Source organism: Streptomyces sp. CB09001 (assembly GCF_003369795.1).
Taxonomy (GTDB): Bacteria; Actinomycetota; Actinomycetes; order Streptomycetales; family Streptomycetaceae; genus Streptomyces.
Genome location: NZ_CP026730.1, coordinates 2,075,772 through 2,095,713 on the forward strand (window position 1 = coordinate 2,075,772; position 19,942 = coordinate 2,095,713).

A 19,942-nucleotide genomic window follows, 5' to 3' on the forward strand; every position below is an offset into this window, starting at 1 on the left:
GGGAGCTGTTCCCCGCCGCGGTCGCCGCCACCGACGGCCGGCCGGGGCCGCCGGGACCCGGCGATCCGGCGACGTCAGGACCAGCGGCCGGTGCGGGCCAGGAGTACGGCGGTCGCGGCGGTGCCCGCGGTGGAGGTGCGCAGAACGCTGCGGCCCAGGCGGTAGGGCGCCGCACCGGCCTCGGCGAAGAGGGCCAACTCGTCCGGGGACACCCCGCCTTCGGGACCGACCACCAGCACGATGTCGCCGGAGGCGGGGAGTTCGGCGTCCGACAGGGGGACGTCGCCGCTCTCATGGAGTACGGCGGCGAAGGCGGCGTCGGCCAGAAGTGAGGCAACCTGCTTGCTGCTCGCCGCGTCCGCGACGTCGGGGAAGCGGACCCGGCGGGACTGCTTGCCGGCCTCCCGGGCCGTCGCCCGCCACTTGCCGAGCGCCTTCAGGCCGCGCTCGCCCTTCCACTGCGTGATGCACCGGGACGCCGCCCAGGGCACGATCGCGTCGACCCCGACCTCGGTCATCGTCTCGACGGCCAGCTCACCGCGGTCGCCCTTGGGCAGGGCCTGGACGACGGTGATGCGGGGCTGCTCGGCGGGCTCCTCGCGCACGCCGCCCGGGACGGTGACGACCAGGCGGTCCTTGCCCTCCGCGGCCTTCACCGAGCCCTCGGCCCAGTGGCCGCGCCCGTCGGTGAGGACGACGTCCTCACCGGCCCGCAGCCGCTTCACGGAGACGGCGTGGCGCCCCTCGGGGCCGTCGAGGACGTACTCCCCGTCGGGCAGGTCCTGCGGCCGCAGGGAGTCGACCACGAACACCGGTGCCGTCATCGGGCGCCGCCCCCCGTCGCATAGCCCGACAGTCCCGACAACGCTGTCCCGGCGTCGGCGAGTTCGGCCGTCAGCACCTCCACCAGCTGTCCCGCGGGCAGCTCCCGGGCCATCCGGTGTCCCTGTCCCGCCCACAGCGCCATGCCCTGCGCGTCGCCCGTCTTCGCCGCCGCCTTGCGCACCGGCGAGGTGAGGTGGTGCACCTCGGGGTAGGCGGCGGGGGCGTAGCGGCCGTGCTCGCGCAGGAAGCGGTTGACCAGGGCGCGGGCCGGGCGGCCGGAGAAGGCGCGGGTGAGTTCGGTGCGGACGAAGAGCGGGTTGGTCAGCGCCTGCTTGTGCAGGTCGTGCGCGCCGGACTCGGGGGTGGCGAGGAAGGCGGTGCCCAGCTGGGCCGCGCTCGCTCCGGCCGCGAGGACCGCGGCGATCTGGCCGCCGCGCATGATGCCGCCGGCGGCGACGATCGGCAGGCTCACCGCCTCGCGGACCTGGGCGACCAGCGACAGCAGTCCGGTGCTGCCGCCGGTCTCCGGGTTGTCCCGGTGGGTGCCCTGATGGCCGCCGGCTTCGACGCCCTGGGTGATCACCGCGTCGGCGCCGGACTGCTCGACGGCCCGGGCCTCCTCTGCGGTGGTCGCGGTGACCAGAGCGAAGGTGCCCACGCGGTGCAGGGAGTCGACGACCTCGCGGCTGGGGACGCCGAAGTGGAAGGACACCACCGGCACGGGGTTGTCCAGCAGTACGGCGAGCTTGGTGTCGTAGCCGTCGTCCCGGCCGCAGTCGGGGTCGCCCAGCTCGGTCTCGTACCAGGCGGCCTCGCCGGCCAGCTGGTGGGCGTAGACGTCGACGGCGGCGGGATCGGCCGTCTCCGGCTGCGGGAGGAAGAGGTTGACGCCGAAGGGCCGGCTCGTGAGCCCCCTCAGCTGTTTGATGTCCTGGTACATCCCGTCCGCGGTCTTGTAACCGGCGGCCAGGAAGCCCAGCCCGCCCGCCTCGGACACCGCGGCCGCGAGCCGCGGCACGGAGACGCCGCCCGCCATGGGCGCCTGCACGATCGGGTAGGGGAAGAGATCGGTCAGTGCGGAGGACATGACGGCATGTTGTCACGTCCTCCACACAAGTCCGAATCCGGGCTTCCGTTGGCATACGCCAGGAGCATCCGCATCGGAACGCACGGCGTCAGCGCCCGTTGAAGGCGTCCTTCAACCGGGAAAACAGCCCTTGCCGCCCCGGCTGACTGTGCCTGCCCGGGGGCAACCCCCGGACCCCCGGCAGACCCCGGCCGCCGCCCACACCCGCACAGCAAACCGACGCCCGCCAAGCTCCACGTCAACGCCTCAGCGCCCGTTGAAAGCATCCTTCAGCCGCGAGAACAACCCTTGCCGCCCCGGCTGACTGTGCCTGCCCGGGGGCAACCCCCGGACCCCCGGCAGACCCCGGCCGCCGCCCACACCCGCACAGCAAACCGACGCCCGCCAAGCTCCACGTCCACGCCTCAGCGCCCGTTGAAAGCATCCTTCAGCCGCGAGAACAACCCCTGCTGCCCCGGTTGGAACTGCCCCGTCGGGCGTTCCTCGCCGCGGAGCTTGGCCAGCTCGCGCAGGAGGCGTTCCTGTTCGGGGTCGAGCTTGCCCGGGGTGGTGACCTCGACGTGCACGATGAGGTCGCCGCGGCCGCCGCCGCGCAGGTGGGTGACGCCCCGGCCGTGCTTCGGGATCGACTGGCCGGACTGGGTGCCCGGGCGGATGTCGACCTCCTCCATGCCGTCGAGGGTCTCCAGCGGCACCTTCGTGCCGAGGGCCGCCGCCGTCATGGGGATGGTGACCGTGCAGTGCAGGTCGTCGCCGCGGCGCTGGAAGGTCGAGTGGGGCAGCTCGTGGATCTCGACGTACAGGTCGCCGGCGGGGCCGCCGCCGGGGCCGACCTCGCCCTCGCCCGCGAGCTGGATCCGGGTGCCGTTGTCGACACCGGCCGGGATCTTCACCGTCAGGGTGCGCCGCGAGCGGACCCGGCCGTCGCCCGCGCACTCGGGGCACGGAGTCGGGACCACGGTGCCGAAGCCCTGGCACTGCGGGCAGGGGCGGGAGGTCATGACCTGGCCCAGGAAGGACCGGGTGACCTGCGAGACCTCACCGCGGCCGCGGCACATGTCGCACGTCTGGGCCGACGTGCCGGGCGCGGCGCCCTCGCCGTTGCAGGTGTTGCAGACCACGGCCGTGTCGACCTGGATGTCCTTGGTCGTACCGAACGCGGCCTCGTCCAGCTCGACCTCGATGCGGATCATCGCGTCCTGGCCGCGGCGGGTGCGCGAGCGCGGCCCGCGCTGCGACGCCGTGCCGAAGAACGCGTCCATGATGTCCGAGAAGTTCCCGAAGCCACCCGCGCCGAAGCCGCCCGCGCCGCCGCCGGCGGCCTGCGAGAGGGGGTCGCCGCCGAGGTCGTAGACCTGCTTCTTCTGCGGGTCCGACAACACCTCGTAGGCGGCGTTGATCTCCTTGAACCGCTCCTGGGTCTTCGGATCGGGGTTGACGTCCGGGTGCAGCTCGCGGGCGAGCCTCCGGAACGCCTTCTTGATCTCGTCCTGGGAAGCGTCGCGGCGCACGCCGAGTACGGCGTAGTAGTCCGTGGCCACCTACGACTCCGCCAGGATCTGTCCGACGTACCGTGCCACTGCGCGTACCGCTCCCATCGTTCCCGGGTAGTCCATGCGGGTCGGTCCGACCACGCCGAGCTTGGCAACCGCCTCGCCGCCCGAACCGTAGCCGACCGACACGACGGACGTTGAGTTGAGTCCCTCGTGGGCGTTCTCGTGACCGATCCGTACGGTCACGCCCGGATCCTTCGCCTCGCCGAGCAGCTTGAGGAGCACGACCTGCTCCTCCAGCGCCTCCAGCACCGGCCGGATCACCAAGGGGAAGTCGTGCCCGAAGCGGGTCAGATTGGCGGTGCCGCCGATCATCAGCCGCTCCTCGTTCTCCTCGACCAGCGTCTCCAGGAGAGTGGAGAGCACGGTGGAGACCGTACCGCGATCCTCGGCCTCGAAGGGCTCCGCCAGATCTTCCACCAGAGCCGGCACATCCGTGAAACGGCGCCCCGCGACCCGGCTGTTGAGCCGCGCCCGCAGATCGGCCAGCGACGCCTCGCCGAACGGCGCCGGGCAGTCGACCATCCGCTGCTCGACCCGGCCGGTGTCCGTGATCAGCACGAGCATCAGGCGCGCGGGCGCGAGCGCGAGCAGCTCCACGTGCCGCACGGTCGAGCGCGTCAGCGACGGATACTGCACGACGGCGACCTGCCGGGTGAGCTGCGCCAGCAGCCGCACCGTGCGGGCCACGACGTCGTCGAGGTCGACGGCGCCCTCCAGGAAGTTCTGGATGGCACGCCGCTCGGGCGCGGTCATCGGCTTGACGCCCGCCAGCTTGTCGACGAAGAGCCGGTAGCCCTTGTCGGTCGGGATGCGCCCGGCGCTGGTGTGCGGCTGTGCGATGAACCCCTCGTCCTCCAGGGCCGCCATGTCGTTGCGCACGGTGGCCGGGGAGACACCGAGGTTGTGCCGTTCGGTGAGGGCCTTGGAGCCGACCGGTTCCTCGGTGCCGACGTAGTCCTGGACGATGGCGCGCAGCACCTTCAGCCTGCGTTCACTGAGCATCGGCGCGCACCTCCAGCTGTCGTCCGCCCGTTTCGGCCCGTCTGAGCCGTCTGACCGGTCTGCCCTGGCACTCATGACTCGCGAGTGCCAGACTTCCCCGGCCCAGTGTACGGCCGTGGGGTACGCCCCCGGCAAGGCCGGGACCAAGCCGTTAGCGTCGTCGCCGTGACGGTGACTTGGGAAGAGCTGGGCTGGGAGCGGCTGGCGGACGGGGTGGGGCGGTGCCGGCTGCCGGGGTGGGACTGCACGGCGGGGCTGGTGCTCGGTGCGGACGCGGTCCTGATGGTGGACGCGGGGTCGAGCCTGGCCGAGGGCGCCCGGTTGCGTGAGGGGGCGCGGCGGCTCGCCGGCCGCCGTGTGACACATCTCGCGCTGACCCACCCGCATTTCGACCACGTCTTCGGCGCTGCGGCGTTCGCGGACGCGGAGGTGTACGGCGCGTACGGGGCGGCGGGCACGGGCGCGCTGTTCGCGCCGGGCGGACAGGGGCGGGAGGCGCTGCGCGCGGACGCGGTGGCGGAGGGGCTGGACGCGCGGGCGGCGCGGGCGGCGGCCGAGGCGCTCGGGCCCGTCCGGCACGAGGTGCGGGGTGAGCGCGGGCTGGACCTGGGCGGTGGACGGCAGGTCCTGCTGGCCGACGTGGGCCCGGGGCACACCGGTCACGACCTGGCGGTGCTGGTGCCGGGCTCCCCGGACGTCCTGTTCTGCGGGGACCTGGTGGAGGAGTCCGGCGAGCCGCAGGCGGGGCCCGACGCCGTACCGTCGCGCTGGCCGGCCGCGCTGGACCGGCTGCTGGCGGTGGGCGGAGACGACGCGCTGTACGTCCCCGGTCACGGAGCGGTGGTGGACGCGAGGTTCGTCCGGGCCCAACGGGACGCGCTGGCCGCCCGGTTCGGCGTGTCGCGTTGATCACGGGGCGGGCGTTCCTCGTATCGTCGGCAGAATGCGCCAGTACTCCGCCGACCTGACCCCTCCGTGGAAGAAATCGCAGCCCGTTCCCGAGGTGCCCGCCGATCCCGGCCTGGTGGTCGAGGAGCCCGGCACCGGGTTCTGCGGCGCCGTGATCCGCTGCGAGGCGGGCACGGTGACCCTGGAGGACCGCTTCGGCAAGCACCGCGTCTTCCCGCTGGAACCGCGCGGCTTCCTCCTTGAGGGCCGCGTGGTGACGCTGGTCAGGCCGCCCTCCCCCGGCCCGGCACGGTCCGCTCCCGCCCGTACGGCGTCCGGGTCCGTCGCCGTCCCCGGCGCACGCGCGCGGGTGGCGCGCGCCGGGCGCATCTACGTCGAGGGGCGGCACGACGCCGAGCTGGTCGAGAAGGTCTGGGGCGACGACCTGCGCATCGAGGGCGTCGTCGTGGAGTACCTGGGCGGCGTGGACGACCTTCCGTCGATCGTCGCCGACTTCGCCCCGGGACCGGACGCGCGGCTGGGCGTCCTGGTGGACCACCTGGTGCCGGGTTCGAAGGAGTGGCGCATCGCGGAGGCGGTGACCAGCGAGCACGCGCTGGTCGTGGGCCACCCGTACATCGACATCTGGGAGGCGGTGAAGCCGTCGTCGGTGGGGATCGAGGGCTGGCCACGCGTCCCCCATGGTCAGGACTGGAAGACCGGGGTGTGCCGCGCGCTGGGGTGGCCGTCGGAGAACACGGGGGCGGTGTGGCAGGCGATCCTGGCCGGGGTGGGGTCCTACAAGGACCTGGAGCCGGAGTTGCTGGGGAGGGTGGAGGAGTTGATCGACTTCGTTACGGGCGGTGATGAGGCTTGACGCCTTTGTAAGTGCCGAACTCGGTGGTATCCAGCTCAACGTCCAACAGTTCCAGCGGCAGCGGTGTCCCGAACTGAGTGATCCGCTGCACCTGGTAGTCAGCCCCCTCACCTCGTCCGACCGGCTCCGAGTACAGAACGCACTGGGCCATGACGGGGTCGACGATCAGGTAGGCGGGCACTTCGCCCGCAGCATAGATCAAGCGTTTGACGCCATAGTCCCGGTCGACGCTGGTCTTCGAGACCACTTCCACGACCATCGTGATCATCTGTGACGGCAGAAGACGCCCTGAGTCCGGGCCAACACCGACTTCCATGACCACCAGGTCGGGCACAGGCTCACTGGCCTCGTCGACAACATCGACGTCCTGGGTCTGGAGCCGTTCCCACCGCCGGTGCGGAATCTGATCCATCAGCGAAGTGACGATCCGGTTGTGCACCAGATCAGGGCTGGCCATCATCACGATTTCCCCCCGGAGAAGCTCCACCTTGAGCCCCTCGGGTGGCTCGAACCCCGCGAAGAACTCCGCGACTCCACGTTCGTCCACAGCTGTCATCTCCGTGGCCCTCCACATTCGCCGCGTGCTGTCGGCGGCAGCCTATGGATCAGGTTAGGGGCCGAGCCCGCGTTCCGCGCCGTTTCACTCCCCCGAGTGATCAGTCCACCAGGTCCCGCACCACCGCGTCCGCCAGCAGGCGCCCGCGCAACGTCAGCACCGCGCTCCCGGCCTCGTACGGCTCCTCCTGGAGCAGCCCCTCGGACAGCGCCCGCCGCGACGCCGCGAGCCCCGCCTCCCGCAGCAGTGACAGCGGGACGCCCTCCCGCAGGCGCAGCTCCAGCAGGATGCGCTCCACGCGCCGGTCCTCGTCCGTGAGGATCTCGCGCCCCGCGCCCGGGGACTTCCCCGCCGCCAGCGCCGCCGCGTACGCCCCCGGATGCTTCACGTTCCACCACCGCACGCCCCCCACGTGGGAGTGCGCCCCCGGTCCCGCGCCCCACCAGTCGGCGCCCCGCCAGTACAGCTCGTTGTGCAGGCAGCGCCCCGCGTCGGAGGTGGCCCAGTTGGACACCTCGTACCAGTCGTAGCCGGCCGCGGACAGTGCCTCCTCGGCGATCAGGTACCGGTCGGCGTGCACGTCGTCGTCGGTCATCGGGACCTCGCCGCGCCGGATGCGGCGGGCGAGCTGGGTGCCCTCCTCGACGATCAGGGCGTACGCCGAGACGTGGTCGGGTCCGGCGCCGAGCGCGGCGTCGAGGGAGGCCCGCCAGTCGTCGTCGGACTCGCCGGGGGTGCCGTAGATCAGGTCGAGATTGACGTGGTCGAAGCCGGCCGCGCGGGCCTCGGCGACGCAGGCCTCGGGGCGGCCGGGGGTGTGGGTGCGGTCCAGGATCTTCAGGACGTGCTGCTTCGCGCTCTGCATGCCGAAGGAGATCCGGTTGAAGCCGCCCTCGCGGAGCGCCGCGAGGTAGGCCGGGTCGACGGACTCGGGGTTGGCCTCCGTCGTGATCTCCGCGTCCGGCGCCAGGCCGAACTCGTCGCGGACCGCGCGCAGCATCCGTACCAGGTCACCGGCGGCCAGCAGGGTGGGCGTACCGCCGCCGACGAAGACCGTGCGGACCTCGCGGGGGTCGTCGCCGAGCACCTTGCGGGCCAGACGGACCTCGTCGACGAGCGTGTCGGCGTAGTTGTCGCGGGAGGCGAGGACGCCGCCGGTGCCGCGCAGCTCGGTGGCGGTGTAGGTGTTGAAGTCGCAGTAGCCGCAGCGGGTCGCGCAGTACGGCACGTGCAGGTAGAAGCCGAGGGGGCGGTCGGCGGCCCCGGCGAGCGCGGACGCGGGCAGGGCGCCGTCGGCGGGGACGGGCTCGCCGTCGGGGAGTGCGGAGGGCATGCGTTCCATTGTCCCGCACCCCGGCCGGATCCCCTGCCCGGCCTGATTGCCCGCCCGGCCCGGATCCCCTGCCCGGCCTGATTGCCCGCCCGGCCGGATCCCCGTCCGCCCGTTCACTGCGCCTGGAGTACCAGCAGCGCCAGGTCGTCCTCCGGGGGCCGCGGCCCGAACTCGTGCACCAGACGCCTGATGCGCTCGGCGACCAGCTCGGCGTCCAGGCCCGCGCACCCGGCCAGCGCCGCGGCGAGCCCGTCGCCGTCGTCGAACTGGCGGGAGCCGCTGCGCCGCTCCGTGACCCCGTCGGTGACGCACAGCAGGGTGTCGCCGGACCGCAGCTCGAAGGTCTCGCTGACGTACGTCGCGTCCTCGACGACGCCGAGCAGGGTCTGCGGGCACGCGACGGCGGACACCGTGCCGTCGGGCCCGAGGAGCAGCGGCAGCGGGTGTCCGGCGGACGCGAGGGTGCAGCGGACGCCGCCGTCGAAGGGGACCAGCTCGCCGTAGAGGAGGGAGAGGAAGCGGGTCTGCGGTCCGTCGCCCGGGGCAACCGGTGGGCCTCCGGCGGCGACCAGCGCGCGGGCGGCGGCGTCGGCGGCCTCGGTGGCGTCGTCGAGGAGGAGCTGGTTGAGGCGGTCGAGGACGTCGGGGACGCCGTACTGCTCGCGGGCCAGCAGGCGCAGCCAGGGGCGGGCGAGGCCGATGACGACGGCGGCCTCGGGGCCCTTGCCCTGGACGTCGCCCACGGCGAAGCACCAGCGGCCGTCGCCGGCCGGGAACAGGTCGTAGAAGTCGCCGCTGGGGCCGCCCTTGTCACGCGGTTCGTACACGAGGGCGCTGCGCACACCGGGGATCTCCGCGACGGCGCCGGGCAGCAGGCCGCGCTGGAGTACGGCGCTGATGGTGGCCTGCCGGGCGTACTGGCGGGCGGCACCGATGGCGAGCGCCACCCGGCGGCTGAGGTCCTCGACCAGACCGGTGATCTCGTCGGGGAAACCGGTGGCACCGGGGGCTCCCGGGGTGTCGGCCCGTCCGATGACCAGGGTGCCCAGCGGCCTGCCGCCGGCGACCAGACGGTAGGCGAGCGCCGTGCCGTGCGTGCCGTCCGGGCCGAGCGCGTCGCCGGGCCACGGGTGGCCGACGGGGCCGGAGCGCCACGGGTCGCGCGGGCGGGGCGGGTCCTTCTCGAGGGCGGCGCGCAGCTCGTCCAGGTGCCCCTCGCCCGCGTGCCACACGCGGGCCAGCCGGGCGCCGACGGCCGCCCCGGTGTCGTCCGTCCAGGCGCCGCGGCCCAGGGACTCGTCCTCCAGCCACACCCCGCACCAGTCGGCGAGCCGGGGCACGATCAGCTGACCGGTGAGGGAGGCGACCAGGTCCTCGTCGAGCTGTCCGGCCAGCAGGTCGGAGGCCTCGGCGAGGAAGGACAGGGCGCCGCGGCCCAGCCACTCCCGGTCGCGGATGCCGCGCCGGGCGGTGCCGGTCACGCCGTCCGGCAGGTCCGGCCACCGCGGCGGCTCCGACCGGCGGGCGGGGCGATCCCGTCGGCCGGGGGGCGCGTCCACGTCGGCGTCCGGGTCCACGTCGGCACCCGGGTCCGTTTCGGGGCGAGGCTTCGTTTCGGGGCGTGGCTTCGTTTCGGTGCCGGGGTTCGCCTCGGGGCCGGGGTTCGCTTCGGGGCCGGGGGCCGCTTCGAGAGCGGGGGCCGCCGTCCACAGGTCCGGGCCGGGCGTCGGGGCGTCCAGCGCCCGCGGGCTGCCGCCGCCCCGGGACCGCCGGTCGTCGTGACCGTCCCGACCGCCGTACCGGTCGCCGGGGCCTCCGTCCTGGCCGTCCCGCCCCTCCCCCGGCGGCCACGCACCCGGCAAGTCGGTGCGTCGCGCCCCGTGCCCTCCGGCGTACGCCTCGGTCTGCCCGGCGTCGTCCGTGCCCGCGGCCGACAACCGCGCCCACACCGTCTTGGTGCCCGGGCGGTAGGTGATCCCCCAGGCCTCCGCGAGCGCGGCGACCAGCCGCAGGCCGCGCCCGTACTCGGCGGATTCGTGCGGCGTCTCGGGGTCGGCGCTCCTGGGCGCGCGGGACGGGTGCTGGTCCGTGGCCTCGACGACAAGTGTGCCGGTCTCCTCCACCTGGAGGCCCACCTCCACGTCGGTGCCGGCATGCACCACGGCATTGGTGACCAGCTCGCTGACGACGACCAGGGCGTCGGCGGTGAGGTGCTCGGTCAGCTGCTCCGTGCCGGGCAGAGCGAGCGCGGACCAGTCGGCGAGCGCGGCCCGCACCATCGCGCGGGCGGCGCCCGGCGCGAGGGAGCTGCCGAGCAGGGTCACGCGCGCCCGCGCGCACTCCTCGAAGCCCTCGGCGGCTGCCTCAGCCGTGTGTGCGGGCACCACGCTGGCGCGGGAGGCGGTCTCCCGCTGCGTCGGAATAGCCCCCATGGACGTCTCCCCGGGCAGTTCGTGCGAATTCTTCGCAGTCGATGCCGACAGAGTGACAGACCGGCCCTGCCCATAAGCACGGAGTTACCGAAGTGGGCCGCCACGGGTGAGAACCGTGCTAAGCGAACGTTCGAAGACGGCCGGAAGCCGATCGGAAACCGGACGTCTTCGAACACCCGCGGTTGCTGGGAACGTTCCGGGCCTACGCCTCGCGCGAGCCCTCGTACATCTCCTCGATCAGGTTCTTGTACTCCCGCTCCACCACCGGCCGCTTCAGCTTCAGGCTCGGGGTGATCTCGCCGTGCTCGACGTCGAGGTCGCGGGGCAGCAGGCGGAACTTCTTGATGGTCTGCCAGCGCTGGAGACCCGCGTTGAGCTGCTTGACGTAACCGTCGACCATCTCGACGGTCGCGGGCGCCCCGACGATCTCGGCGTACGGCCTGCCCTCCAGGCCGTTCTCCTTGGCCCACTCCGTGATCGCGAGCTCGTCGAGGGCGATGAGCGCGGTGCAGAAGTTCCGGTCGGCGCCGTGCACCAGGATGTTGGAGACGTAGGGGCAGACCGCCTTGAACTGGCCCTCGACCTCGGCCGGCGCGATGTACTTGCCGCCGGACGTCTTGATGAGGTCCTTCTTGCGGTCGGTGATGCGCAGGTAGCCGTCGGGCGACAGCTCGCCGATGTCGCCGGTGTGGAACCAGCCGTCGGCCTCCAGGACCTCGGCGGTCTTCTCGGGGAGCTTGTGGTAGCCCTCCATGATACCGGGGCCGCGCAGCAGGATCTCGCCGTCGTCCGCGATACGCACCTCGGTGCCGGGCAGCGGCTTGCCGACGGTGCCGGTGCGGTAGGCCTCGCCGGGGTTGACGAAGGAGGCGGCGGAGGACTCGGTGAGGCCGTAGCCCTCCAGGATGTGGATGCCGGCGCCGGCGAAGAAGTAGCCGATCTCGGGCGCGAGGGCGGCCGAGCCCGACACGCAGGCGCGCAGGCGACCGCCGAAGGCCTCACGGATCTTGGCGTAGACGAGCTTGTCGGCCACGGCGTGCCTGGTGCGCAGGCCGGCGGGGGCGCTCGCGGTGCCGGTGCGCTTGAAGTTGTCCTGGGTGACCTTGGCGTACTCGCGGGCGATCCCGGCGGCCCACTGGAAGATCTTGTACTTCGCTCCGCCGCCCGCGCGGGCCTTGGCGGCGACGCCGTTGTAGACCTTCTCGAAGATGCGGGGCACGGCCGCCATGTAGGTCGGCCGGACCACCGGCAGGTTTTCGATGATCTTGTCGACCCGGCCGTCGACGGCCGTGACGTGACCGGCCTCGATCTGGCCGGAGGTCAGCACCTTGCCGAAGACGTGCGCGAGCGGCAGCCACAGGTACTGCACGTCGTCCTTGGTGACCAGGCCGGTCGCGGCGATCGCCTTGGCCATGTACGACCAGCAGTCGTGCGGGAGCCGGACGCCCTTGGGCCGGCCGGTGGTGCCGGAGGTGTAGATGAGGGTGGCGAGCTGGTCCTTGGTGAGCGCGCCGACCCGCTCCTTGATGAGCTGCGGGTCCTTCTCCAGGCGGGCCGCGCCCCGGCGCTCCAGCTCGTCGAGGGTGAGGACCCAGTCCTCGGAGGTGTCCGCGCCGGCCGGATCGACCACGACCACGTGGGTGAGGTCGGGCAGCTCCCCCTTCTTCTCCTTCGCCTTGGCCAGCTGAACGGCGTCCTCCGCGATCAGCACCCGGCTCTCGGAGTCGGAGAGGATGTACGCCGATTCGTCGGCGTTGGTCTGCGGGTAGACGGTGGTCGTCGCCGCGCCCGCGCACATGATGCCGAGGTCGGCGAGGATCCACTCCAGCCGGGTGGCGGAGGCCAGGGCCACCCGCTGCTCGGGCTGCACGCCCAGCTCGATCAGGCCGGCCGCGATCGCGTAGACCCGCTCGGCGGCCTGCGTCCAGGTCAGCGACTTCCAGTCGTCGGGGCCCTCGCCCGCGGCCGGCGGCACCGGGTAGCGGTACGCCTCGGCGTCCGGCGTGGCGGCCACCCGCTCCAGGAAGAGTCCCGCCACGGAGGGCGGACGGTTCTCGATCAGTGTCTGTGTGTCGCTCACGACATCCTCCGGGCCCGCGACGGTGCGGCTGGCTCGTTGCGGCTGGCTCAGGTGTGGCTGGTTCACTCTCGGGCGGTGTTCAAGCGGTCTTGAGGCGGTGACGCGGACGTTGTCCGATCACTTGTTTAACTCACGAGTAACTACGGGGCAGGCATCAGGGTAAAGGGCGACCGGCCCCCGCGTAAGAGCCCGCGCCCTGTCATTTCCTACAGACGCCTGCCCGTGACATGCGAAGAGACCCGCCGCACTTTCGTGCGACGGGCCCCCCAGTGTCCGTTTCGCCCGGACTTGGCACGTGGCGTGGCGGTTACTTCTTGCCCTTGCCCGACCCCGCGCTCTCGTCGCTGGACAGGACCGCGATGAAGGCCTCCTGCGGAACCTCCACCGAACCCACCATCTTCATCCGCTTCTTGCCTTCCTTCTGCTTCTCCAGCAGCTTCCGCTTGCGGGAGATGTCACCGCCGTAGCACTTGGCGAGGACGTCCTTGCGGATGGCGCGAATGGTCTCGCGGGCGATCACCCGGGAGCCGATGGCGGCCTGGATGGGCACCTCGAAGGCCTGGCGCGGGATGAGCTCGCGCAGCTTGGCGACGAGCCGCACGCCGTACGCGTACGCCGCGTCCTTGTGGGTGATCGCCGAGAAGGCGTCCACCTTGTCGCCGTGCAGCAGGATGTCGACCTTGACCAGGCTGGAGGTCTGCTCGCCGGTGGGCTCGTAGTCCAGTGAGGCGTATCCGCGCGTCTTCGACTTCAGCTGGTCGAAGAAGTCGAAGACGATCTCCGCGAGGGGCAGGGTGTATCGGATCTCCACCCGGTCCTCGGAGAGGTAGTCCATGCCGAGCAGGGTGCCGCGCCGGGTCTGGCACAGCTCCATGATCGAGCCGATGAACTCGGTCGGCGCCAGGATCGTGGCACGCACGACCGGCTCGTAGACCTCGTCGATCTTGCCTTCGGGGAACTCGCTCGGGTTCGTGACGGTGTGCTCGGTGCCGTCCTCCATGATCACGCGGTAGACCACGTTGGGCGCGGTGGCGATGAGGTCGAGGCCGAACTCGCGCTCCAGCCGCTCGCGGATCACGTCGAGGTGGAGCAGGCCGAGGAAGCCGACGCGGAAGCCGAAGCCGAGGGCGGCGGAGGTCTCCGGCTCGTAGACCAGGGCGGCGTCGTTGAGCTGGAGCTTGTCCAGCGCCTCGCGCAGCTCGGGGTAGTCGGAGCCGTCCAGCGGATACAGGCCGGAGAAGACCATGGGCCTGGGGTCCTTGTAGCCGCCGAGCGCGTCCTCGGCACCCTTGTGCTGGCTGGTGACGGTGTCGCCGACCTTGGACTGGCGGACGTCCTTCACACCGGTGATCAGGTAGCCCACCTCACCGACGCCGAGGCCGTCGGCGGCGAGCATCTCCGGCGAGTTGGTGCCGATCTCCAGCAGCTCGTGGGTGGCGCCGGTGGACATCATCCGGATCCGCTCGCGCTTGTTGAGCTGGCCGTCGATGACACGGACGTACGTCACCACTCCGCGGTAGGAGTCGTAGACGGAGTCGAAGATCATCGCGCGGGCGGGGGCGTCCTTGACGCCGACCGGGGCCGGGACCTCGGCGACGACCTTGTCGAGCAGCACGTCGACGCCGAGGCCTGTCTTGGCGGAGACCTTGAGCACGTCGTCGGGGTCGCAGCCGACCAGGTTGGCCAGCTCCTCGGCGAACTTCTCGGGCTGCGCGGCCGGCAGGTCGATCTTGTTCAGGACGGGGATGATCGTGAGGTCGTTCTCCATCGCCAGGTACAGGTTGGCGAGGGTCTGGGCCTCGATGCCCTGGGCGGCGTCGACGAGGAGGATGGTGCCCTCGCACGCGGCCAGCGACCGCGACACCTCGTAGGTGAAGTCGACGTGACCCGGGGTGTCGATCATGTTGAGGATGTGCGTGGCGCCCTTGTCGTGGGTCGGGGCCCACGGCAACCGCACCGCCTGGGACTTGATCGTGATGCCGCGCTCGCGCTCGATGTCCATGCGGTCGAGGTACTGGGCGCGCATCTGCCGCTGCTCGACCACACCGGTCAGCTGGAGCATCCGGTCGGCGAGCGTGGACTTGCCGTGGTCGATGTGCGCGATGATGCAGAAGTTGCGGATCAGCGCCGGGTCGGTACGGCTCGGCTCGGGCACATGGCTGGGGATCGCGGGCACGCAGGGTCCTGATTCTTGAGGCGTCCGCAGTGTCTGCGGTCTCGGGTCTCGGGTCGGATCGATACGTAGCCTCCATGGTCCCACGGGTGGGGAGCCGGTACGGGTTTGGGACCCTCCGCGACCCGCTGGTAGTGTGGGTGGCTGTGTCTCTTGCCCTCTCAGCGCGAGGCACTCCTTCAAGAAATCACCGGCACGGGACCCTCGCGGCCTCGTGCCTGAACCTGCAAAGGCTCATTCGTGGCGAACATCAAGTCCCAGATCAAGCGGAACAAGACCAACGAGAAGGCCCGGCTGCGCAACAAGTCGGTCAAGTCCTCTCTGAAGACCGCGATCCGCAAGGCCCGTGAGGCCGCTGCCGCGGGTGACGTCGAGAAGGCCACCGAGTACCAGCGCGTCGCTTCGCGCCAGCTCGACAAGGCCGTCTCCAAGGGCGTCATCCACAAGAACCAGGCCGCCAACAAGAAGTCGGCGCTGGCGCAGAAGGTCGGCGCTCTCAAGGGCTGAACCCCCTGTCTGGATTTATCTGGTGTGACCGCCGGAAGGACCCAGAGCGGGCCCTCTCTCATCCGCTCCCGTCCGGCACCCAGGATCCGTGCGCGGCCTGCGTTCGCCACGCGGGCATGGATCCGCGAGCTTGATCCGAAGGCCCCGGTGGCCGTCCTTCCCCAGGACGGACGCCGGGGCCTTCGGCCCGTCCGGGGGTCGGACACCGCGGCCCTCCATCGGTCCCGGGTGCGAGGCCGGGCGAACGGGGCCGAGCGAGTAGGCCCACGAGAGCGAGGCCGGGCGAACGGGGCCGGGCGAGCGGGCCCACGAAAGCGAGGCCGGGCGAGCGGGGCCGGGCGGGCGGGCCCACGAGAGCGAGGCCGGGCGAACGGAACCGGGCGAGTAGGCCCACGAGTGGCCGGACGGTGGGCCTACGACCGGCCCCGGGAACGCGCCGCCCGGGCGATGATCACCACGGCCTTCTCCAGGGCGTACTCGGGATCGTCCCCGGCGCCCTTCACGCCCGCGTCGGCCTCGGCCACCGCGCGCAGGGCCACGGAGACGCCGTCCGGGGTCCAGCCGCGCATCTGCTGCCGGACGCGGTCGATCTTCCAGGGCGGCATCCCCAGCTCGCGGGCGAGGTCGGCGGGGCGTCCGCCGCGGGCGGAGGACAGCTTGCCGATGGCCCGCACGCCCTGCGCGAGGGCACTGGTGATCAGCACCGGCGCCACTCCCGTCGCCAGCGACCAGCGCAGCGCCTCCAGCGCCTCCACCGTGCGTCCCTCGACGGCGCGGTCGGCGACCGTGAAGCTGGAGGCCTCCGCCCGCCCGGTGTAGTACCGCCCGACGACCGCCTCGTCGATGGTCCCCTCGACGTCGGCGGTCAGCTGGGACACCGCCGAGGCCAGCTCCCTGAGGTCGCTGCCGATCGCGTCGACCAGGGCCTGGCAGGCCTCGGGCGTGGCCGACCGCCCGGCCGTGCGGAACTCCGCGCGCACGAAGGCCAGCCGGTCGGCGGGCTTCGTCATCTTCGGGCAGGCCACCTCGCGCGCCCCCGCCTTGCGGCCGGCGTCGAGCACGCCCTTGCCCTTGGCGCCGCCCGCGTGCAGCAGGACGAGGGTGATCTCCTCGGCGGGGGCGCCGAGGTAGGCCTTGACGTCCTTGACCGTGTCGGCGGACAGGTCCTGCGCATTGCGTACGACCACGACTTTGCGCTCGGCGAAGAGCGAGGGGCTGGTGAGCTCGGCGAGGGTGCCGGGCTGCAGCTGGTCGGGGGTGAGGTCGCGTACGTCCGTGTCGGCGTCGGCGGCCTTCGCGGCGGCCACCACCTCCTGCACGGCACGGTCGAGCAGGAGGTCCTCCTGGCCCACGGCAAGGGTCACCGGGGCGAGAGGGTCGTCGTTCGCAGTCTTCCTGGCCATCGGGACAAGCATCGCACGCACGACTGACAACGCCGGACCTGATGCTGGACGGGTACCTGGCCTACGGCTCCTCGCGCCAGCCCTCCCACTCCCCCGCGAACGCGTCCAGTTCACCGGGGTCCAGCAGCCCGCGTTCGTCCCGCAGGACGAGGAGCCACTGGGCGTCCTCCGCGTCGTCCTCGCCGGCCAGAGCGTCCCTCAGGATCCGCGGTTCCTCGTCGGTCCCGAACCGCTCCCCGAGTTCCTGGGCGGCCTCCTCCGCGGCGTCGCGGTCGGGCAGCACCAGTACATGTCTCACGTCGCTCACGGTGCCATTGTCGGTCAGCTCCGGTCGGCTCCGGTCAGCCCTTGGGCACGGTCTGCACGTCGAGGTCGATGCGGATGCTGGGGCCGACCACGGCGATGCCGCGGGCCAGCATCGTCTGCCAGCTCACCGTGAAGTCGTCGCGGTGCAGTTCGGTGGTGGCGCGGCAGGCGGCCCGCGTCTCGCCCTCCATGCCGTTGCCGAGTCCGAGGTACTCGGTGTCCAGGGTGACCGTGCGCGTCACACCGTGCAGGGACAGCGCCCCGGTGACGGCCCAGCGGTTGCCGCCGCGGTGCGTGAAGCGGTCGCTGTAGAACTCCAGGGTCGGGTAGCGCTGCACGTCCAGGAAGTCGGCCGACCGCAGGTGGTCGTCGCGCATCTTCACGTTGGTGTCGATGGACGCCGCGTCGATCACGACGTGCATCGCCGACTGCTCCATGTCCTCGGCGATCCGCACCGCGCCCGCGAAGGAGTTGAACCGGCCGTGGATCCGGGCCAGCCCGATGTGCCGCGCGGTGAACGCGATCGAGGAGTGCGCCGGCTCGATCTCCCAGTCACCCGGCGCGGGCAGCTCCGGCGGCTGGGCCACTTGCAGCGTCACGTCCCCGAGCGAGGCCAGCGTGTCCTCGACGACCGTCGCGGAGGCCCGGTACGGGGTGTAGCCCTCGGCGGACACGGCGAGCCGGTACTCCCCCGCGGGCACCGTCGCCACGAACGACCCGAAGGGGTCGGTACCGCCGCCGACCACCTTGCGCCCCATGGCGTCGCTGACCGTGAACTCCGCGTTCGGCACCGGATCGCTGACGGGGTCCAAAACGCGGCAGCTCAGCACCCCCGCGTCCGGCGGGGTGTGCACCGCCGCCAGGGGACCCGTCCGTTGCATCCGCTTCGTTCGGCTTCCCAGCAAGCGGCCGATCATTTGCGACACCCTCTGCACGACATCGGAAAACTAGTTGACGGAGAAACATTCGATCACCGATGTGGCTTTCGAGGCAACACGGGACCACATCACGGGAAACCGTCGTATGTGCTGGGAGTGGGCAGGAGTGGACCTGTGTGCTCCGGTTTCGCCGCACCGGGCGGGATTCCTCACAGCCGGGACACAGGCGGCACCGGTGGCACGGGAGGCAGCTCGTCGAGGCGGATGCCGAAGTGGTCACGGTAGGCCGCGAAGACCTCCTCGTCCGTCTTCAGCTCCTGCTCCTCCCGAACACCGTCGGCGGCCGTCGCCGTGAGCCGGCGTCCACTGAGCGTGATCCTGCCTCCGTCCTCCGCGAGCCGTGAGCAGACCGGTGACTGGAGGAAGTGCGACCGGGGTGAGGTGCTGTGCCACCAGGCGCCGGACACGAAGTCGTCGAGCACCCTGGGACGCGTTTCCACCCGGTAGACCAGCTTTCCGTCCCGCAGTACGTCGAGGTCGCCCCGCTCCCCGGCCGGGTCCGGCCCCGCCTCGACCACGCGGAACGTCCCCCCGGGATCCACCTGCCCACCCCGCTCCGCGAACGCCAGCGGACCGTGGCTGTGCGCCCCGAACCCGACGTCCGCCAGCCATTCGCCCCCGTCCGCCGTCCGCACCAGCAGAGCCATGTGGTCGTACGGGATCCCGAGCCGGCCCCCGTCGCCGTACACCCGCGCCGCCAGCAGCGTGACCTCGTACCCGAGGGCGGTGAGCAACGCCCCGAAGAGCCCGTTGAGCTCGTAACAGAACCCGCCCCTTCCCGCACCCACGACCTTGTCCCACAGCCGCCGCTCCTCCAGCACGATCTCCTCGCCCAGATGGACGGAGAGGTTCTCGAAGGGCACCGTTCGAAGGTGCCGCAGGTGCAGCGATCGCAGGGAGTCCGGGGTGGGCACCTCGGGGCGCTCGGCTCCCAGACGGCGGAGGTAGGCGTCGACCTGAACTGAATCCATGACTCAGTCTCTGGTCACTCGGAACTACGATGCGCGGCTGGCCGGGTGGCCGTAGGTGTTGTCCTCACCGCAGCCGATGAGCGTCAGTCGTGGGGGGACGGCCCGTTGGGTGCGCGGGCGGGCGGTCAGCCCAGAGCGCCAGGCTCCGGTTTCGGGCCCACTCGATGGCGAACGCGTCGAGCTCCGCGCCGGTCATGCGCAGCTCGTGGCCGCGGCCCTCGCTCTTGGAGTCACCGACGGCGAACGCGTCCACGGCAGCCACGAGGGGGACGGTGGTCAGGCACGTCTCGTTGTCGCCTCCGAGGTTGCCGCCACACCATTTCTTGGCGGGCGTGTCGGCTGCCGACAACTCGTACAGGTTCTGCATCTCTTGCCTCCAGAGGGTTGGTTCGTCGTACTTCGGAGAGGCGGTCTCCGGCCGTCTTGCCCGACCAGGAGAGCCCTGGTCAGGTCGTGCGGGCCCATCCCGCCGGAAGCTCGCGGTCCTCCGACGGGACGGGCGTTCCGGGGCGCGACCCTGACCCTGCGGTCGCCATGGGGGTGCGTCAGCTCGGTGTTCGCGCCAGCACCAGGGCGAGGACCGGGACCGAGACGGCCGCCACGTACGCAAGCAGTCCGATGAGCGCCTTCACGACCGCATCGCCTGCACCAGCAGGACCCGGGCCAGGATGCGGACGGCGGCCGAGTCCGGCTCCACCAGGTCGGCGTGCGCGCGGTGCGCCCAGATGTTCCAGCCGGGCCCGGAGTTTGCGCCCTCGTGGGCGACCAGGACGGCGTCGTCGGGGTCGGGGATCGGTTCGTCGCAGTACCGGCACACGTGCCATCGGGCGGTCACCGGTGCTCACCGCCCACCGTCTGGTAGTGGTCGCACAGGGCATTCACGGTCCTGGCGAGGCGCTGTGCGTGCCTGATGCCGACAGGCAGAGTGCGGCCGGGCTCGAGACGCAGCCGCATGCGGGCCTCTCCGATACAGGCGAGCGCGCAGACGCGCGGCACGTCGTCCTCGGG

Annotated in this window: 19 protein-coding genes; 3 read left to right on the plus strand and 16 right to left on the minus strand. The window is 71.9% G+C overall.

Features of this window, described 5'->3' with window-relative positions; genetic code table 11:
• Nucleotides 1–74: 74 nt before the first annotated feature.
• The 4 genes from C4J65_RS09645 to hrcA form a co-directional block, all read right to left on the minus strand.
• Nucleotides 75–824 carry a 16S rRNA (uracil(1498)-N(3))-methyltransferase gene (locus C4J65_RS09645; protein WP_115742044.1) on the minus strand — a complete coding sequence of 250 codons (750 nt, stop codon included), beginning with the start codon at nt 822–824 and terminating at the stop codon, nt 75–77.
• Nucleotides 821–1,912: a nitronate monooxygenase gene (locus C4J65_RS09650; protein ID WP_115742045.1), complete on the minus strand. Its 1,092-nt coding sequence runs from the start codon at nt 1,910–1,912 to the stop codon at nt 821–823. Before C4J65_RS09650 ends, C4J65_RS09645 begins: the two co-directional genes overlap by 4 nt.
• Nucleotides 1,913–2,316: 404 nt before the next feature.
• A complete protein-coding gene (gene dnaJ / locus C4J65_RS09655; RefSeq protein ID WP_003976250.1) occupies nt 2,317–3,453 on the minus strand; it encodes a molecular chaperone DnaJ in 1,137 nt (378 codons plus the stop codon).
• Nucleotides 3,454–4,470 carry a heat-inducible transcriptional repressor HrcA gene (hrcA, locus tag C4J65_RS09660; RefSeq protein ID WP_115742046.1) on the minus strand — a complete coding sequence of 339 codons (1,017 nt, stop codon included), beginning with the start codon at nt 4,468–4,470 and terminating at the stop codon, nt 3,454–3,456.
• A 165-nt stretch (nt 4,471–4,635) separates the two neighbouring features.
• Here hrcA and C4J65_RS09665 point away from each other — a divergent pair, with 165 nt between their 5' ends.
• Complete coding sequence (locus tag C4J65_RS09665; protein ID WP_115742047.1) at nt 4,636–5,379, plus strand: MBL fold metallo-hydrolase; 744 nt, start codon at nt 4,636–4,638, stop codon at nt 5,377–5,379.
• 34 nt (nt 5,380–5,413) lie between these two features.
• Nucleotides 5,414–6,235, plus strand: coding sequence for a DUF3097 domain-containing protein (locus C4J65_RS09670; protein WP_115742048.1), 822 nt, complete (start codon nt 5,414–5,416; stop codon nt 6,233–6,235).
• Here C4J65_RS09670 and C4J65_RS09675 read toward each other — a convergent pair.
• From C4J65_RS09675 to lepA, 5 genes are all read right to left on the minus strand, one after another.
• Nucleotides 6,213–6,791, minus strand: coding sequence for a Uma2 family endonuclease (locus C4J65_RS09675; protein WP_162833103.1), 579 nt, complete (start codon nt 6,789–6,791; stop codon nt 6,213–6,215). The two genes, C4J65_RS09670 and C4J65_RS09675, sit on opposite strands and share 23 nt — an antisense overlap.
• Before the next feature lie 100 nt (nt 6,792–6,891).
• Nucleotides 6,892–8,124, minus strand: coding sequence for a radical SAM family heme chaperone HemW (gene hemW, locus C4J65_RS09680; RefSeq protein ID WP_115746370.1), 1,233 nt, complete (start codon nt 8,122–8,124; stop codon nt 6,892–6,894).
• Nucleotides 8,125–8,237: 113 nt separating this feature from the next.
• On the minus strand, nt 8,238–10,556 hold the full coding sequence (locus C4J65_RS09685; protein ID WP_115742050.1) for a SpoIIE family protein phosphatase: 2,319 nt from the start codon (nt 10,554–10,556) through the stop codon (nt 8,238–8,240).
• 202 nt (nt 10,557–10,758) lie between these two features.
• Nucleotides 10,759–12,636, minus strand: coding sequence for an AMP-dependent synthetase/ligase (locus tag C4J65_RS09690; protein WP_115742051.1), 1,878 nt, complete (start codon nt 12,634–12,636; stop codon nt 10,759–10,761).
• Nucleotides 12,637–12,943: 307 nt separating this feature from the next.
• Complete coding sequence (lepA, locus tag C4J65_RS09695; protein WP_115742052.1) at nt 12,944–14,812, minus strand: translation elongation factor 4; 1,869 nt, start codon at nt 14,810–14,812, stop codon at nt 12,944–12,946.
• A 237-nt stretch (nt 14,813–15,049) separates the two neighbouring features.
• On the opposite strand from lepA, the gene rpsT reads away from it, so the two are divergent.
• The gene (rpsT, locus tag C4J65_RS09705; RefSeq protein WP_104632987.1) at nt 15,050–15,316 is read left to right on the plus strand and encodes a 30S ribosomal protein S20; all 267 of its coding nucleotides are present in this window, start codon (nt 15,050–15,052) and stop codon (nt 15,314–15,316) included.
• Nucleotides 15,317–15,729: 413 nt separating this feature from the next.
• On the opposite strand, the gene holA is transcribed toward rpsT, so the two are convergent.
• The 7 genes from holA to C4J65_RS36545 form a co-directional block, all read right to left on the minus strand.
• Nucleotides 15,730–16,719: a DNA polymerase III subunit delta gene (gene holA, locus C4J65_RS09710; RefSeq protein ID WP_205350981.1), complete on the minus strand. Its 990-nt coding sequence runs from the start codon at nt 16,717–16,719 to the stop codon at nt 15,730–15,732.
• A gap of 61 nt (nt 16,720–16,780) precedes the next feature.
• Entirely contained in the window at nt 16,781–17,026 is a 246-nt protein-coding gene (locus tag C4J65_RS09715; protein WP_115742054.1) for a hypothetical protein, read from the minus strand.
• 34 nt (nt 17,027–17,060) lie between these two features.
• Entirely contained in the window at nt 17,061–17,942 is an 882-nt protein-coding gene (locus C4J65_RS09720; protein ID WP_115742055.1) for a YceI family protein, read from the minus strand.
• A 170-nt stretch (nt 17,943–18,112) separates the two neighbouring features.
• Nucleotides 18,113–18,934 carry an arylamine N-acetyltransferase gene (locus C4J65_RS09725; protein ID WP_115742056.1) on the minus strand — a complete coding sequence of 274 codons (822 nt, stop codon included), beginning with the start codon at nt 18,932–18,934 and terminating at the stop codon, nt 18,113–18,115.
• A gap of 64 nt (nt 18,935–18,998) precedes the next feature.
• Nucleotides 18,999–19,301 carry a DUF397 domain-containing protein gene (locus C4J65_RS09730; RefSeq protein WP_205350982.1) on the minus strand — a complete coding sequence of 101 codons (303 nt, stop codon included), beginning with the start codon at nt 19,299–19,301 and terminating at the stop codon, nt 18,999–19,001.
• Between the two features lie 261 nt (nt 19,302–19,562).
• Nucleotides 19,563–19,769 carry a hypothetical protein gene (locus tag C4J65_RS09735; protein WP_115742057.1) on the minus strand — a complete coding sequence of 69 codons (207 nt, stop codon included), beginning with the start codon at nt 19,767–19,769 and terminating at the stop codon, nt 19,563–19,565.
• Entirely contained in the window at nt 19,766–19,930 is a 165-nt protein-coding gene (locus tag C4J65_RS36545) for a DUF6415 family natural product biosynthesis protein (protein ID WP_240330392.1), read from the minus strand. The genes C4J65_RS09735 and C4J65_RS36545 overlap by 4 nt, the downstream gene beginning before the upstream one ends.
• Nucleotides 19,931–19,942: the final 12 nt, after the last annotated feature.

Bases quoted from the DNA above. Each gene is read 5' to 3' on its own strand.
- holA (WP_205350981.1), bottom strand. From the start codon at position 16,719: ATGGCCAGGAAGACTGCGAACGACGACCCTCTCGCCCCGGTGACCCTT.
- C4J65_RS09725 (WP_115742056.1), bottom strand. From the start codon at position 18,934: ATGGATTCAGTTCAGGTCGACGCCTACCTCCGCCGTCTGGGAGCCGAG.
- C4J65_RS09730 (WP_205350982.1), bottom strand. From the start codon at position 19,301: ATGCAGAACCTGTACGAGTTGTCGGCAGCCGACACGCCCGCCAAGAAA.
- hemW (WP_115746370.1), bottom strand. From the start codon at position 8,124: ATGCCCTCCGCACTCCCCGACGGCGAGCCCGTCCCCGCCGACGGCGCC.
- C4J65_RS09720 (WP_115742055.1), bottom strand. From the start codon at position 17,942: ATGATCGGCCGCTTGCTGGGAAGCCGAACGAAGCGGATGCAACGGACG.
- C4J65_RS09650 (WP_115742045.1), bottom strand. From the start codon at position 1,912: ATGTCCTCCGCACTGACCGATCTCTTCCCCTACCCGATCGTGCAGGCG.
- C4J65_RS09675 (WP_162833103.1), bottom strand. From the start codon at position 6,791: ATGACAGCTGTGGACGAACGTGGAGTCGCGGAGTTCTTCGCGGGGTTC.
- hrcA (WP_115742046.1), bottom strand. From the start codon at position 4,470: ATGCTCAGTGAACGCAGGCTGAAGGTGCTGCGCGCCATCGTCCAGGAC.
- C4J65_RS09685 (WP_115742050.1), bottom strand. From the start codon at position 10,556: ATGGGGGCTATTCCGACGCAGCGGGAGACCGCCTCCCGCGCCAGCGTG.
- C4J65_RS09645 (WP_115742044.1), bottom strand. From the start codon at position 824: ATGACGGCACCGGTGTTCGTGGTCGACTCCCTGCGGCCGCAGGACCTG.
- C4J65_RS09670 (WP_115742048.1), top strand. From the start codon at position 5,414: ATGCGCCAGTACTCCGCCGACCTGACCCCTCCGTGGAAGAAATCGCAG.